The following is a 14,234-nucleotide window of genomic DNA, read 5'->3' as shown; positions in this document are numbered from 1 at the left end:
TGACCAGGAGAATCCATGAGCCCTCGTACCCTCTTCCGTAGCGTTGCCGTCGCGGAGGCGATCACGTGGGCACTGCTTCTGGCGGGCATGTATCTGAAGTACGTTACTGAAACCACTGAGATCCTGGTTTCGGTGGGCGGGGCACTGCACGGTTTCATCTTCCTCACGTACCTGGTGAGCACAACCTTTGTCTGGGTCAACCAGCGGTGGAGCACGGGCACCGGGGCGCTGGGCCTTTTGGCCGGTGTCATTCCGTTCGCCACGGTTCTTCTTGACTGGCAGCTTGAGCGCCGGGGAAAGCTCGACGGCGGATGGCGCCTTGCGGCCGGAAAGGACCAGCCGTCCGGTGCAGTTGAGAACCTTCAGGCGTGGGTGCTGCGCAACCCGCTTACGGCCGCACTGGTGGGAATCATCGGTGTCAGCGTGGTCTTTGCGGCACTGTTGATCGCCGGTCCGCCCGTACCTGTGGGCTGATTAGGTCTTTTTTGGGGTGACCGGCCGGGCATCCATCGGGGCTGACCGAGTCTTACCTCTTCATGCGCCGGTAGCGCATCTTTGGAGGAGTTCCTGCTGATCCACCGGGTCGAGCCCGCTGCCGGACAGGGCACGCGCGATCCGCTGTCGCTGTTGGCCGAAAATCTCACCATGCCGGCCTGAGGCGTTGAGTTCTGTCTCATCGATCAGGTCAATCAGGCGGCGCGCTACGCGCGGGTCATCCATGCCGTAGGTGCAGATCTGCGACACGACCAGTTCAAGCAGCATGGACAAGGTTCGCCTGCGGATGGTGACCCTCACGTTGCCCTCGCCGTCAGTCATCATCCGGTGTCCCGAGTCTTCCCTGGCCAGCGAGGACAGGCCTGCCGAGAGGTGCCCCAAAGCGTGCACGCACGTCGTAGGGTCATTGACGCTAGGGGAGATGGCTCGGACCGCGACGTCGAGGATCTGCTGCACCGGAAAGCCGATGTCCTGAACCGAGTTGCGTTCAAATCCGATGGTGGCGCAGTTCTCGACCGCCTGCCTGAGCTGTTGCGCTTGGTCTTCGGTCCAGTCGCCGCCCTCCCGTTGTGTTGCGTATCCGTAGGGCACACCCTCGACGAGGAAGTCTCCCGGCGGACGCTGGAGGACGATGACCACGTCGAACTGACTGGCCACCTTGAGCAGCGACTCCTCATTGACCTGCACGAGGAAGCCCGATGACCCGGCGGGTAGATCCAGCGCTCCAGCAGGGGCCTCCAGCTCAATGTGCGGTGTCGCAGATCCGCCCGTGACGCTGCCCATCGTCGCCGATAGATCATCGTGGACGTCCGCCAGCATTCGTTCCACCCGCAGTTGGCGCGAGAGGTGACCAAGGAACAGAACCAGTCCAATGACGGTGGTCAGCGACAGCAGGAAGGACAGCGTGACGGCAATCTCCGGAACGAAGCCGGTGGATTCCTCGTCGTTATCCCGGATTGTCCGCAGCACAGTCAGGGAATAAGCGAAGGTCGCCAGGAAAAGCGCGAGAGTGTTGTGGACAAACCTGTCGCTGGTGAAGGTGCGCAGCAGGCGCGGCGAATACTGGCTGCTGGCAAGTTGCAGTGTGACGACCGTCAGCGAGAAGGTCAGGGATGTCACGGTGATGGTTGACGCCGCTATCGCTTCCATGAGCGATCGCGCCGCCGCCGCGCCGCCGCCGAAGAGAAGCGCTGACAGTGCGGGCGGCATGTCGTCGTCGAGCTGGTGGTCAAGCCAGGTGACATACTGTGCGAGCACCACTGAGACGATGACCGCGGTGAGCGGGACCGGCCACAGCTGGGTTCGGATGTAGTCGCGAACCATGCGCGGGGTCAGGTTCGTTGCACTGCGCCAGACTGACCTGCTGCGTTCCATTCGAGAACAGTAGCAATGCCGCACGGGTCGCTGATATCCGAGCGACAACTTGCGTGAGAAAAGAAAGCCTGCTTATTATTCTCTGGTGCTTCAATCTTCAACGAGTTCCCTATCCTCAGCGCGAGACCATGATCGGCCCGGCATTGCCGAGGAACTGAGGGAATCGGCCCGCCGGATCCGGGATCTGGAACGGGTGCGGGTCCAGCTCGCGAGGACGCTGCTGGACGTTCAGCGGGCGGGCGAGACCTCCCGGGATCCTGACCATGTTCAGCGGTTGATTTCTGCCGCGGTGCGCGATCTTGAGGAGCTGGACGCCCGATTGTTCGAGGCGCGCACCCTGCACTCTACGACCGAGCGCTGCGAAACACTCCTCGCGAGCTGACGCCTGGCCTCGTAGCTGCCGCGTACCCTCGTGAGCGTGCGCTCGACCTGCGGAGCAGTCGTTCAGCCTGCGCCTGGCCTGCGGGGCAGCCGCCTAGCCTGCGGTCAGATCGTGTCCGGCGAGCTCCTCGGCGAACTTGTCCTGCGGCAGGTCACGGGAGTCCGCGTGTTCGTTCTGGCCTTGCCCTACGAGGCGGGGGAAACCCCCCAGATCCCGGATGTGGGCAATCAGTTCCGCCCGCAGGACGGCGTCTGAGCCCATCGACGACTGAGCTTCCTCGTCCTCCATTGCCTGGGCCCGCTGTAGCACGGCCTTGCCCTCTGCGCTGAGGCTGACGATGAAGACACGGCGATCGTCGTCGCTTCTGGTGCGTTGGATCAGGCCCCGTGTTTCAAGCCTTTCGAGAAGTTTGCCGGTGGTCTGTGCCTGAACGCGAAGTTCCCGCGCCAGTTCCACCTGCGTGATGGCGCTGGTTCTGCCGAGAACGCGCAGTGTCAGGAGTCCCGCGTGGGTGGTTCCCAGTTGACGGAGTCGCTCATTTTCCTGATTGGCGCTGAGCCGGGCAGCCGTGTTGAGAAGTCGGTTTGTTGGCCACTGCGCGATATCCATGATGTGTTGTCTCTTCCGGTCGCCGTGCAACGAATCCTTGTGGTTGGTTGTGCTTCTGTTGGTGTCAGGGGTGATGGGGCGGGTCCTCTTGTTCCACAGCCCAGGTCATGCGTTCAAGAAACCGCGTGACATGCAGTGCCTCCTCGGTGGTCAGTGATTCAGCAACTTCAAGCATCCGCTTGTGCATCCCGCCAAGGGTTTCACGTACTTCTGTGTCAGCACTGCCGGTCGGGATGATCTCGACGGAACGCCGGTCGGTAGGATGTGGCCGTCGGATCAGGTGTCCGCTCGCAACGAGACGGTCAACGAGTCCGGTGGTGGACGCCGTCGAAATCTTCAGCATGCGTGAGAGGTCCTTGGGACTGATGCAATGCCCGGCCTTGTGGGCTCGCATGGCATACCTGATAGCCAGAAGGTCTGTTTCATTCATCTTCATGGAATCACGGGTTCGACGGCGCATCTCGGCTTCTGCGGCACGGTACGCGCGGAGCGCGTTGAGCACGTCAACGCTGCCAGGGGTGTCCTGGTCGGCGTACCAATAGCCTGCGCCGTCGGGGTTCATTGCGGTCTCCATGTCAATCATTTTATCGCTCAGCTATATGCTAGGCCACCTAGCGAATCTCAAGGTCGGGAAAGGTTTCGAGACCGCCTCAAGAGCGACTCAGCTTTTGGTCTGTTTCTGGTGATGGACAGTCAAGCTAAGGTCATATATAACTAGTCAGGCTAGTTACTATTTCACCTATTGATAGAGAGCCGCCGATGATCACCATCGCTCACGAGTCCCCCGGGGAGTTTGTCTCGGGTTCTGCTGGTAACGCCTTGGATTTGGGCGACCAGCTGTGGATGTCCGAAATCGACGTGGCGTTCGACGACAGCGCCTCAGGTACAGAACGGGTCATTGCCGCCGCCGGGGTGGTCGAGTCGCTCGAGTGGAAACTGGATCGTGCTCGAGCCGGTCTTGCCGAGGCGATCGAGCGGGCCGCGTCCGAGGGATGTCCGGTAGACGCAATTGCCGTGGCTGCGGGAATGACGCACGAAGACATCACCTCTCTGCTCTGGGCGCCCTGTATGGAACTTCGTGAGAGCGAAGCCTGAAGTCGGAGCGGCGCTGGCCCACGGGTGGTGCCTCTGTCCGGTCAGGAATGCTCTCCTCCAGGAATGCTTCCCTCCAGAAATCATCAGAACGCGTAGCGAACCCGGCAGTACGGTGCTATCTCCTCGATGAGCTCGGTCAGCTGCCGCACGTAGCGCCCCTTGGCGCCGGATCGGTAACGGACGTTGGTAAAGCCGTTGGAAGAGACCTTCGACTCCTGCAGGTCTGGCCGCCACAGCACGTTCTCGGCCTGCGGGTGCCACCCGAGGTTGACCTCGTGCAGGCGCTCGTTGTGGGTGAGGAAGATGACTTCGGCTGCGAGCTGAGCCTTTGCTGCAGGGGTGAGCGTCGCATCGAGTTGGCGGAGGAGGTCCCCCCAGTCGCGGAGCCAGGTATCCGTGATGATCACGGGGGAGAAGTTCACGTGGACTTCGTACCCGGCGTCAACGAAATCGTTGATCGCGGCCATCCGCTCTGCCACGGGTGAGGTGCGAACGTCGATCGACTTGGCGAGGTCCGCGGGCATGAGGGAAAAGCGGATCCGGGTGCGGCCGCCGTGGTCCCAACTCAGCATTGCCGGATTGACGTACTTGGTGGCGAACGAGAGCTTGGCGGTGGGCAGGTCACGGAAGAGCTCGACCAGGTCCTTGACGTTGTCGCTGATCAGGGCATCTACGGAGCAATCGCTGTTTTCCCCGATGTCATAGACCCACAGCTCGGGATCACACTGGTTAGGTTCGAGCTTCATCCCCTGACGCGTGGCGTGCCGTTCAAGCGCGCCGGCGATCTGGTCGATGTTGGCGAACACCGTCACCGGGTTGCTGTACCCCTTGTGGCGGGGAACGTAGCAGTAGGCGCACGCCATGGCGCAACCGTTGGCGGTTGAGGGAGCGATGAAGTCTGCTGACCTGCCGTTCGGCTTGACGGTGAGCGCCTTCTTGACGCCGAGGACCAGCGCCTCGGTCTTGATCCGTGACCAGCGCGGGACGTTTGTTTCATCACCGTGGACTTCCGGGATGTTCCAGTGGTTGTCCACCAGCACGACGTCGGCTTCCGGCCACCGCTCCACAATCTCCTTGCCGCGGGGCAACTCCAGGGCGGCAGGCTGCGCATAGATGCGCTTGATCTGCAGCAGCCGGTTGAATTCCATGCGTCCATCCTTCCGTCTCGCGCGGGACGCCGCAGGCGGTTAAGCCCACGGCGTCCATCCTCCTCGCGTTGAGTTGTCAGGACACACCCCTTTCGGAGAGTCATTGAGGGAGTGTCCTGCTCACCCGAAGTGGTGATCCACCCGTAAGGGCCGCGCTACAGGATGGGCCGGCCGCCGGTGACGGCGATCCGGGCGCCTGACATGTAGCTACCGTCGTCGGACGCGAGGAGAACATAGGCAGGAGCGAGTTCGGCGGGCTGGCCGGCGCGTCCCAGAGGAGTGTCGTCGCCGAACTGCTTGACCTTTTCTTCGGGCATGGTCGAGGGAATGAGCGGCGTCCAGATGGGGCCGGGCGCGACACTGTTGACGCGGATTCCCTTTTCGCCGAGCATTTGCGCGAGGCTCGCTGAGAAGTTGGCGATGGCTGCTTTGGTTGCGGCGTAGGGCGCCAACGCGGGGCTCGGCATGTCCGAGTTCACCGATGAGCTGCCGATGATCGAAGAACCCGGAGCCATGTGTGGCAGGGCGGCCTTGACGAGGTGGAACATCGCTGAGACGTTCACCTTGAAGGTGTATTCCCACTCCTCTTCGGTGATCTCATCGAGGGTCTGGTGGCTCATCTGGTAGGCGGCATTGCTGACGAGGATGTCCACTTTGCCGAATTCCTGCACGGCTCTGTCGATGATGTCGCGGCAATGCTGTGAATCGGACAGCTCGCCCGGAACGAGGACCGCTTTCCGGCCCGCTTCCTCGATGTAGCGGGCTGTTTCCCTTGCGTCCTCGTCCTCGTTGAGGTAGGAGACCAGCACGTCGGCGCCTTCACGCGCAAAAGCGATGGCCACCGCGCGGCCGATCCCGCTGTCACCGCCGGTGATGACCGCTGCCTTGCCGGTCAGTTTGCCGCTGCCGCGATAGCTTTCCTCACCGCAGTCAGGGATGGGTTCCATCGCCGACTGAACGCCCGGTACATCCTGCTGCTGTGCTGGCTGGCCCATGATTTTTCCTCCACTGTTCGTTGTCTATCGATGGGAACTTTTGCGCAGCTCCGGTGGCTTTCCAGCGCCGGAACCCGCCGTAGCTGCACAAAATTTCCTCGGGGTTAACCGAAGAGGCCCGCCGTTTGGGGGAAACGACGGGCCGGGCTTCTGGGTACTCAGCGGTTGAAGATGCCGTCAAGTAGGTTCTTGGGACGCTGCTGCTCACCCTGGTTGGCGCCAAGCACAATCACTGCGCCGCTGAGGGCGGGCAGGATCCACTGGAGTGTTTTCAGCTGCGACTGGGCTTTCTTCAGCTCCTCCGGTGCTCCGGGCTTGGGCTCAGTTGCGCCGGCAGCTCCGTGCTGGCTCAGTTCGCCCACCTTCTTGCCGAGCATGCCCGAGTAGAGGGATGCTGCCATGCCGACCACCGTGATTGCTGACTTCACCACGGTATTGGCAACAGCGCCGGATTGACCGGCAAGCCGTCCCTTGTTCGCTGCGATGAGGCCGATGCCGCCAACTGCGTGTGCGCCGAACGCTGCGATCTGCACCGGGGTCCAGCGCGCCCAGCCAACGGTGGAAAGACGGGTGCGTTCTGTCGGGTCCTTGGCTTCGGCCGCTGCGCCGTTCAGGCCGACGACGCCCATGAGCGATCCGCCGAACCAAGCCGCAGCACTGAGATCGTGTAGGGACCGTACAAGCGTGTTTCCTGCCATGATGCTCTCCTTAGACTTGGGTGTGCCGTAATCCGATGGGGATATTTGGAAAACGGCTCCCTTAATGTTTATCAGCATGCTTAGCATTTTGCGAGTGATCGGGTGGAAAATTTCGCCCGGCAGTAGGATCGACGGGTGCTACCGTTCCTGCTATTGGCCACCCGTGCCGAGGATGCTGCTGCCGAAGGCGAATACCGGAGCTTTCTCCGTTTCACTGGACTGGCGCCGTCGAACCTTCACCGCATCCGGGTGGAGCAGGAGCCGCTGCCTGCCCTCCGCCTCGAGGACTATTCGGGAATCTTCCTGGGTGGAAGTCCCTTCAACTCGTCTGATGCGGAGGACACCAAGTCTCCGACGCAGCACCGGGTGGAACGGGAGCTTGGTGAGCTGCTCGATGGCGTGGCCGAAAACGATTTTCCGTTCCTTGGTGCCTGCTACGGCGTGGGAACGCTCGGGCGGCACCAGGGCGCCGTCATTGACCGCACCTTTGCTGAGCCCATTGGTCCCACCGAAATCACAGTGAACGACGACGGCGCAGCGGACCCGCTGTTGGCCGGGCTTCCGCTTCGCTTCGATGCATTTGTTGGGCACAAGGAGGCGTGCGCAACGCTTCCGGCGGGCGCGGTACTGCTGGCGTCGTCGTCGTCCTGTCCGGTTCAGATGTTCCGGGTCCAGCAGAACCTCTACGCCACGCAATTTCATCCCGAGCTCGACGTGGATGCACTCGTTGAACGCATTCGGATCTACCGTCATGCGGGCTACTTTCCGCCCGATCAGGCAGAGACCGTGATCGAGCGTGCGGAGGCTGCGTCTGTCACATGGCCGCCGAAGATCCTCAACAACTTCGTGCGCCGTTACGCTCGCTGCTGACCCACTGCCAACTCAACGCGGGTGGAATGTTTGCTTTCACCCGCCGTTCATTCCGCGTTGACCGGGTGGACTTCGGCGGCCTGTTGCATCGGATGAGGGGGACCACCCACACACTCATCCGAAAGGAACTGAACCTTATGGCTTATCGCCTGACCAGGATTATTGCGACCACAGCCGCCGGTCTGATGCTCGCGACCGCGCCCGCCGCCGTCGCACACGCTGCGCCGGCACAGAAGGCGCACGCTCTGCCGGCACAGAAGGCAAGCGACGCTCCCATTCTCATCGGGCACCGCGGAGCCGCCGGCACGGCACCGGAGAATACTGTCGCGGCGTTCAAGGACGGCCGTGCTTCGGGTGCTGACTTCTTTGAGATCGACGTTCAGCTGAGTGCCGACGGCGTGCCATTCCTCTTTCACGACAACACTCCTGCGCGCACCACGAACGTGGAAGAAGTGTTCCCGGGCCGCGAGAACGACCCCATCACGTCCTTCACCTGGGCGGAACTTCAGCAGCTCGATGCCGGGGCATACTTCGACGAAAAATACGAGGGTGAGCGCATCCCGCACCTTGACGACGCCGCCAGGGTCGCGACCGTGAAGACGGGCGTGTACATCGAGATCAAGGCTCCCGTGAATTCGCCCGGTGTTGAGCAGGTTGTTGCCGACGAACTGCGCAACGATCCCAAGTGGACTCAGCTGGTAGCCGCGGACAAGATCCAGGTTCTCGGTTTCGATGAGGCTTCAAACCGCCGCTTCGCAGCGATTGCGCCGGAGATCGAGTTGCAGCAGCTCACCAGCGTGGTCCCTGCGCGTGCTGTCGTCGACTCCTGGGCAACGTTTGCCGATTCGGTGGGCACCAACTACCGCACGCTGACGCCACAGAACGTTGCCGACGTCAAGGGTGCCGGTCTGATCCTCGGTGTGTACACCGTGAACTCGCCTGAGGCTGTGCAGTATTCGCTCGACCTTGGCGTCGATGCGGTGACTACTGACTTCCCGATCCAGAACCAGCGCTTCCTTCAGGGTCAGCCTGTGTTCCCGGGAGCCGGCGTTGAAATCGCGGATGCTGCCAACAACGTGCCCGGTGATGATGTCCAGCCCGAGAACGGTGAGTATGTCCTGCTCCGCAACACGTCGGCAGCGAGCGTTGATGTAAGTGGCGCGATCATCCGCGATGCCGCGAACAACATCCTCACCGTCGGTCAAGGTTACGTCCTGGCTCCGGGTGCCGAGCTGCGTGTCTACGCGGGTCCGGGTACCAACTCAGCTGAGGCCTACTACAACGGCGGCGGAGCTTCCGTGCTGAACAACGGCGGTGACTCGGTTGCCCTGTGGATCGGCCCGCGCCTGCAGGACGTTTTCGCGAACTAGTTTTCTGCTGCGTGTGCCCACCGGGTTGATGTACCCGGTGGGCACACGCGGTTCCGGCCCATCCAGTTGCTCAGCTGGGTGGGCCGGTCCCGTGCCGGGTGGCGGGGTATCGCCGCTCGCGCAAGTCTGCGAACGTTGCCACCATGACTGAAATGCCCCGGACCATCGTCTTCGACGTTAACGAAACCCTGTCCGACCTGAGTCCCCTCGCGAAGGCATTCGAAGCAGAGGGGCTTCCGCCGCTGGCCGCCCGGGTGTGGTTCGCCGGGATACTTCGGGACGGATTCGCGCTCACCGTCACCAATGACAACCCCGGGTTCGCCGAGCTCGCCAAAGACAGCCTGGAGCGGCTGTGCGCCGACACCCGTGGCGGAGGAGACCACGCTGCCGCAGTGGAAAACATCATGACTACGCTGACGTCTCTGCCAGTGCACGACGACGTCGTGCCCGGCGTTGAAGCCCTGTCTCACCAGGCGGAGCTGGTCACCTTGAGCAACGGTGCTACTTCAGTGGCGGACGGTCTTTTTGAGCGAGCCGGCATCCGCGGGCACTTCGCGCGGCTCCTCAGCGTCGCGGACGCACCCGTCTGGAAGCCCGGGAACAGCGCTTACCAGTACGCAGCCATGGAACTCGGCAGGCAGACGCAGGAGATGCTGCTGGTCGCCGTGCATCCCTGGGATATTCATGGCGCTCATCGGGCAGGGCTCCGGACCGCCTGGATCAACCGGACCGGTACCTCGTATCCCGAGTACTTTGACGCACCGGACCTGGAGGTGGTTAGTCTCCTTGATCTCGCAGGGGCGATTCGGGCGACATAGTCCTTCCGAAACGTTGCATGCATTGCAGGCCATGCAATGAAAGCAGTGCCTGCACCGTCTGAGAGAAGACCGTACTCCCGCGCATCCGCAATTGATCAAGAGGTGCGCCGCTGACGCAACTCACCGTCTTATCCTCCCGTCTACCCCTCTCCCCGCCTGCCCGGCCAGCAACTCGAGAATGTGGTGGTAGCTCCGTTCGGTAGCCCTCGTCATGCCGAGTTCGCAGGTGCGGTTGCAGGAGGCATGTGCACGTGCCCCAAACGCGCGGACCTCTGCGGCCTGTGCGCTCGTCGCCGAGGCAGTGAGCTCGGGGTGGAGCATTCCGCGGTCCCCGGCGAAGGCACAGCAACCCCACGTCGCCGGTACCCGAACCGATTCCGCCACCGCGGAAGCCACCTGCTGCAGGGACTCGTTCAAACCGAGCCGTGTAGACGAGCACGTCGGATGAAGCGCCAGTGAATCCAGTTTTGGGTAGGGGCCGAGCAGCGGCAGGATGCGATCGACGGTAAATTTCACAGCGTCGATGATTCGTAGGGGCCGTTGCCCTCCCGCCGTCGCCTCAGCCTCCAGCGTGGCCAGAAGCCCCTCCGTGCAGGAGGCGGCGTCGACGATCACGGGCAGCTCGCCGTCGTTGGTGGCTTCACGCAATTCCTCAAGGACGTGCCGGCGCATGGCGTGGGCACCGGCAACCATGCCCTTCGACGACCACGGGGTTCCACAGCACATCCCGTCGATGGCGGCCGGAACCAGGAGAGTGATCCCGGCAAACCGGCAGAGCTGTTCGAAGCTGGCCTGCACGCCGTCATCGCCGGGCTCTGCCGGTCCGAACATTGTTCCCACACACGCCGGGAAATACACCGCGTCCGGCGCAGTTGCCGGACGCGGACGACGCCGGGAGTGCCCACCGGCGGGCAGGTCCGGTGAGTAGAGGGGCACGTTATCCGTGCCAAGTACGGCACGGGCGGCCACGTTCGGAGCGCGGATCACCGGCGTCGGAATCCTGTCTGCCACCGTGAGCGCAGCCGCCGCACCGCGGCTTGCCGGCCCCCAGTGTCCTGCCGCCGTCTCCCAGATTTTGGCCGCTACCGGATTCGCGCTTTCGCGGCGAAGCCGTTTGACCAGGGTGCCCGTATTGATGTCCACCGGACATGCGGTCTGGCACATTCCGTCGACCGCGCACGTCTGGACCGACTCGTAGTCGTAGTCCTTCTCCAGCGCTTCGACCAGCGCCGTATCCCCGTCGATGCGGGCTTGCTCGATGGCCCGCAGGGTCACGATGCGCTGCCGCGGCGTGAGGGTGATGTCCTTGCTGGGGCATACCGGTTCGCAGTAGCCGCACGAGACGCACCGGTCTACCTCCTCGGCCACGGCGGGCGCCGTCTTGATATGGCGCAGATGTGCCTGCGGGTCGTCATTGATGATGACGCCGGGATTGAGCATTCCGGAAGGGTCGAACAGCGCCTTAATGTCCTGCATGACCCCGTACAGTGCGTCGCCGTACTGGCGACGGACGTATGGGGCCATGACGCGGCCGGTGCCGTGTTCTGCCTTGAGGGACCCGCCTTCGGCCAGCACCAGGTCAACCATGTCCTCGGTGAAGGCGTGGTAACGGTCCAGTTCAGGGGCGGAAGCAAACCCGTCGGTCAGCATGAAATGGATGTTGCCGTCCTTGGCGTGCCCAAAAATCACGCTGTTGCGGTACCCGTAGCGGTCAAACAGCTCGGACAGCGTGCCGCACGTACGGGCAAGGGAAGGCACCGGAACCACGATGTCCTCGAGCAGTGCGGTCGTGCCGGGAGGGCGGGCACCGGCGACAGACGCGTACAGCCCCTTGCGCAGATGCCACAGTTCCGCCCGTGCAACAGGGTCGGTGCTGAAGGTGGCCGGCATCGTCAGTCTGAAGGGCTTCAGGCCATCCGCGCCCTTGGCAACCGCATCGGTGAGACGTTCAGGAGAATCAGCCGAGTATTCCACGAGCAGTGCCGCGTGATCCTCGACGGACAGGCCGCGTACCGCCGGGGGAGTGTCAGGAATTGACTGGCCGACCCGAAGGGACAGCGCATCCATTAATTCCGCTGTCGCAGCGCCTGATTCCACGAGCGCCGGCAGCGCGGAATTGGCGGTCGCCAGATCAGGGAAGACCAGCAGTGCCGTCGCCGTATGCGCCCTGATAGGTACGGTGCGGAACACCGCATCCGCCACGAAACCGAGCGTTCCTTCACTGCCGACCATCAGGTGCGCCAGGATGTCCACAGGACGCTGGAAATCGAGTAGCGAGTTCAGCCCGTAGCCCATGGTGTTCTTCATGGCGAACTGCCGCCGCACTGTCGAGGCTGATGCGGCGTCGGACCGGACGCGCGCGGCCAGCCGGCGGAGCCCCTCGTGAAGCTCAGGCTCCGCCGCGTAAAGGCGCTTGTCAGCATCCGGCGCGGCTGTGTCGATCACGGTCCCACTGCTCAGGACAACCGTCAGGGACTCCAGCGTCCGGTAGGCGTTGTCCACTATGCCGCAGTGCATCCCGGAGGAATTGTTGGCAATGACGCCGCCGATGGTGCACGCGGATTCGCTCGCCGGGTCCGGCCCGAATTTGCGTCCGTAACGCAGCAGGTGGCTGTTGAGCATCCGCACCGTGACGCCGGGCTGCACGCGTACCCGTGCGCCGTCGTCGAGCACTTCGATGTTCCGGAAATTACGCCGCACGTCGACCAGCAGGCCGTCGCTTACCGCTTGTCCGCTGAGGCTCGTCCCGCCGGAACGTAGAGTCAGCGGCATCCCCGCGGCGGCGCTGGCGCGGAGCAGCCTGCCGACCTCGACGGCGTCCGACGGCGTTGCCACCGCCTCTGGAATCAGCAGGAAGTGCGATGCATCGTGCGCCTTGGCGTGCCGGTCGATAGCCCGGTCGCTGATCCGGGACGGATCGGCGACCGCGGCGAGGAAATCGGTCAGCATGGTTACCTCCCTGGGCAATGGACGACGACGGCAGCGGTAGAAGCGTGCTGCACACGTGCCCAGACTAGGTCCGGTCAGCGGAGGAGTATGCAACACATTCTCACCCTGTGAAAAGCGGTCTTCCGCGTTGCCACGGTCGGCAGCAGACTAGGACCCACATGAGAGCAGCGCACCCGAACGAAAGGCAGCAGCATGATCTTCATCGTCGTCAAATTCAAGGTGAAGCCCGACTGGAGCGACCGTTGGCTTGACCTCACCCGAGGCTTTACCGAAGCCACCCGCGCCGAACCGGGCAACCTGTGGTTCGACTGGTCGCGGAGCGTGGACAACCCGAATGAGTTTGTGCTGGTCGAGGCCTTCGAGGACGACGCCGCGGGCGACCACGTCAACAGCGACCACTTCCAGCAGGCGATGAAGGATATGCCGCAGGCGCTGGTCGAAACGCCGCAAATCATCAGCGAGAAGATTTCGGCCAACGGCTGGAACCGCATGGGCGAACTCAGCGTCGACTAGGAACCTTGCTACGTGAACGGGAGCTCCGGGCAAAGCTCGGGGCTCCCGTTCACGTCCGTGCTGTCACTGCGGGGCATGTGGCATAAGCGGGCGACACCGGCGAAGATAGCCCTATGGGACGCAATGATGCACTGGGGGGCATGGCTTCTGTCCAGAAAGCCTTCGCACTGCTCGACGCTGTGGCCTCCGACCGCCGTGGACTGACCGCCAAGCAGATCGCGGAGAAGCTCGACATGCCGCTTCCCACGGTCTACCGCCTCCTGAAGCTGCTGGTGGGGTCCGAACACCTCGTCCATCTCAAGAAGGAAAGCCGGTATGCGCTCGGCTACAAGCTGCACGCACTGGATACCTCGCTGCGCCGGCAGATCGGCACGCCTCCGGCAGTTGCGCGGCTCATTCTCGAACTGCATGCCCGGGGTGACGCTGCGGCCTACTACGCCGTTCACCGGGGAGACCATATTGTCGTGGCGCACGTGGTCGACTCACCGCGCCGCCCGCGCATCACTCCGCTTGGCTTCGGCTTCAACGACGCCGCCCACGCGACCGCGTTCGGGAAAATCCTCCTGGCCGGCATGGAACCGGCAGAGCGCGCTGCCCTCCTGCGTCGGCAGGGCCTGCCCGCGATGACGGCACAGACTATCGGCACGTCCGATGCGCTGGATTCCGTGCTTGACCGGGTCCGCGAAGGCGGCATCGCCATTGAACGTGAGGAGTTCATTGAGGGGGCGTCCTGCATTGCCGCTCCCGTGCGCAATGCGGCGGGTCAGATTGTCGGCTCCGTGGCAGTGTCGATGGATGCGGCTGAGTTCGATGCCCGATCTGCAAAACTCGCCGTCCTGCTGCGGGACACGGCGGACCGGGTCAGCAGGGCGCTTCGGGCAACTTCGGTACTACCGCACGGTACCTGAGCTTTTTCCA

The 14,234-nt window shown here is 63.1% G+C and carries 15 protein-coding genes; 8 read left to right on the top strand and 7 right to left on the bottom strand.

Translation table 11 applies throughout. The annotated features are described in order from the left end of the window. Window positions 1-15: 15 nt before the first annotated feature. Window positions 16-474, top strand: coding sequence for a DUF3817 domain-containing protein (locus P4U43_RS00885; protein WP_277357040.1), 459 nt, complete (start codon window positions 16-18; stop codon window positions 472-474). Between the two features lie 60 nt (window positions 475-534). Here the strand turns inward: P4U43_RS00885 and P4U43_RS00880 are convergent, their stop codons facing one another. Continuing rightward, window positions 535-1,869, bottom strand: coding sequence for a DUF2254 domain-containing protein (locus tag P4U43_RS00880; RefSeq protein ID WP_277357039.1), 1,335 nt, complete (start codon window positions 1,867-1,869; stop codon window positions 535-537). A gap of 85 nt (window positions 1,870-1,954) precedes the next feature. Between P4U43_RS00880 and P4U43_RS00875 the strand changes: the two genes are divergently transcribed. Next, window positions 1,955-2,251 carry a hypothetical protein gene (locus P4U43_RS00875; protein WP_277357038.1) on the top strand — a complete coding sequence of 99 codons (297 nt, stop codon included), beginning with the start codon at window positions 1,955-1,957 and terminating at the stop codon, window positions 2,249-2,251. A gap of 93 nt (window positions 2,252-2,344) precedes the next feature. On the opposite strand, the gene P4U43_RS00870 is transcribed toward P4U43_RS00875, so the two are convergent. Together P4U43_RS00870 and P4U43_RS00865 are read right to left on the bottom strand one after the other, a co-directional pair. Beyond that, window positions 2,345-2,860: a MarR family winged helix-turn-helix transcriptional regulator gene (locus tag P4U43_RS00870; protein ID WP_277357037.1), complete on the bottom strand. Its 516-nt coding sequence runs from the start codon at window positions 2,858-2,860 to the stop codon at window positions 2,345-2,347. 64 nt (window positions 2,861-2,924) lie between these two features. Further along, on the bottom strand, window positions 2,925-3,434 hold the full coding sequence (locus P4U43_RS00865; RefSeq protein WP_277357036.1) for a MarR family winged helix-turn-helix transcriptional regulator: 510 nt from the start codon (window positions 3,432-3,434) through the stop codon (window positions 2,925-2,927). A 185-nt stretch (window positions 3,435-3,619) separates the two neighbouring features. On the opposite strand from P4U43_RS00865, the gene P4U43_RS00860 reads away from it, so the two are divergent. Continuing rightward, window positions 3,620-3,955, top strand: a complete 336-nt coding sequence (locus P4U43_RS00860; protein ID WP_277357035.1) for a hypothetical protein — start codon at window positions 3,620-3,622, stop codon at window positions 3,953-3,955. Window positions 3,956-4,038: 83 nt separating this feature from the next. On the opposite strand, the gene P4U43_RS00855 is transcribed toward P4U43_RS00860, so the two are convergent. The 3 genes from P4U43_RS00855 to P4U43_RS00845 all read right to left on the bottom strand — a co-directional run bounded on the left by P4U43_RS00855 (window position 4,039) and on the right by P4U43_RS00845 (window position 6,796). Continuing rightward, on the bottom strand, window positions 4,039-5,103 hold the full coding sequence (locus P4U43_RS00855) for a spore photoproduct lyase family protein (protein ID WP_277357034.1): 1,065 nt from the start codon (window positions 5,101-5,103) through the stop codon (window positions 4,039-4,041). Window positions 5,104-5,258: 155 nt separating this feature from the next. Continuing rightward, entirely contained in the window at window positions 5,259-6,098 is an 840-nt protein-coding gene (locus P4U43_RS00850; RefSeq protein WP_277357033.1) for a glucose 1-dehydrogenase, read from the bottom strand. A gap of 158 nt (window positions 6,099-6,256) precedes the next feature. Continuing rightward, a complete protein-coding gene (locus tag P4U43_RS00845) occupies window positions 6,257-6,796 on the bottom strand; it encodes a hypothetical protein (protein ID WP_277357032.1) in 540 nt (179 codons plus the stop codon). A gap of 135 nt (window positions 6,797-6,931) precedes the next feature. On the opposite strand from P4U43_RS00845, the gene P4U43_RS00840 reads away from it, so the two are divergent. The 3 genes from P4U43_RS00840 (at window position 6,932) to P4U43_RS00830 (ending at window position 9,854) form a co-directional block, all read left to right on the top strand. Further along, window positions 6,932-7,666, top strand: a complete 735-nt coding sequence (locus P4U43_RS00840) for a glutamine amidotransferase (RefSeq protein ID WP_277357031.1) — start codon at window positions 6,932-6,934, stop codon at window positions 7,664-7,666. 137 nt (window positions 7,667-7,803) lie between these two features. Further along, on the top strand, window positions 7,804-9,036 hold the full coding sequence (locus tag P4U43_RS00835) for a glycerophosphodiester phosphodiesterase family protein (protein ID WP_277357030.1): 1,233 nt from the start codon (window positions 7,804-7,806) through the stop codon (window positions 9,034-9,036). A gap of 143 nt (window positions 9,037-9,179) precedes the next feature. Further along, window positions 9,180-9,854 carry a haloacid dehalogenase type II gene (locus P4U43_RS00830; RefSeq protein WP_277357029.1) on the top strand — a complete coding sequence of 225 codons (675 nt, stop codon included), beginning with the start codon at window positions 9,180-9,182 and terminating at the stop codon, window positions 9,852-9,854. 120 nt (window positions 9,855-9,974) lie between these two features. On the opposite strand, the gene P4U43_RS00825 is transcribed toward P4U43_RS00830, so the two are convergent. Next, window positions 9,975-12,803 (bottom strand): FAD-binding and (Fe-S)-binding domain-containing protein, encoded by a 2,829-nt coding sequence (locus P4U43_RS00825; protein WP_277357028.1) that lies wholly within the window; start codon window positions 12,801-12,803, stop codon window positions 9,975-9,977. Between the two features lie 192 nt (window positions 12,804-12,995). On the opposite strand from P4U43_RS00825, the gene P4U43_RS00820 reads away from it, so the two are divergent. Both P4U43_RS00820 and P4U43_RS00815 read left to right on the top strand, forming a co-directional pair. Further along, window positions 12,996-13,316 carry a putative quinol monooxygenase gene (locus P4U43_RS00820; protein WP_277357027.1) on the top strand — a complete coding sequence of 107 codons (321 nt, stop codon included), beginning with the start codon at window positions 12,996-12,998 and terminating at the stop codon, window positions 13,314-13,316. A 140-nt stretch (window positions 13,317-13,456) separates the two neighbouring features. Further along, entirely contained in the window at window positions 13,457-14,224 is a 768-nt protein-coding gene (locus tag P4U43_RS00815) for an IclR family transcriptional regulator (protein ID WP_277357026.1), read from the top strand. Window positions 14,225-14,234 lie beyond the last annotated feature (10 nt).

This window comes from Arthrobacter vasquezii (assembly GCF_029455255.1).
Classification (GTDB): domain Bacteria; phylum Actinomycetota; class Actinomycetes; order Actinomycetales; family Micrococcaceae; genus Arthrobacter_D; species Arthrobacter_D parietis.
This window is presented reverse-complemented; position numbering and strand designations above follow the sequence as displayed.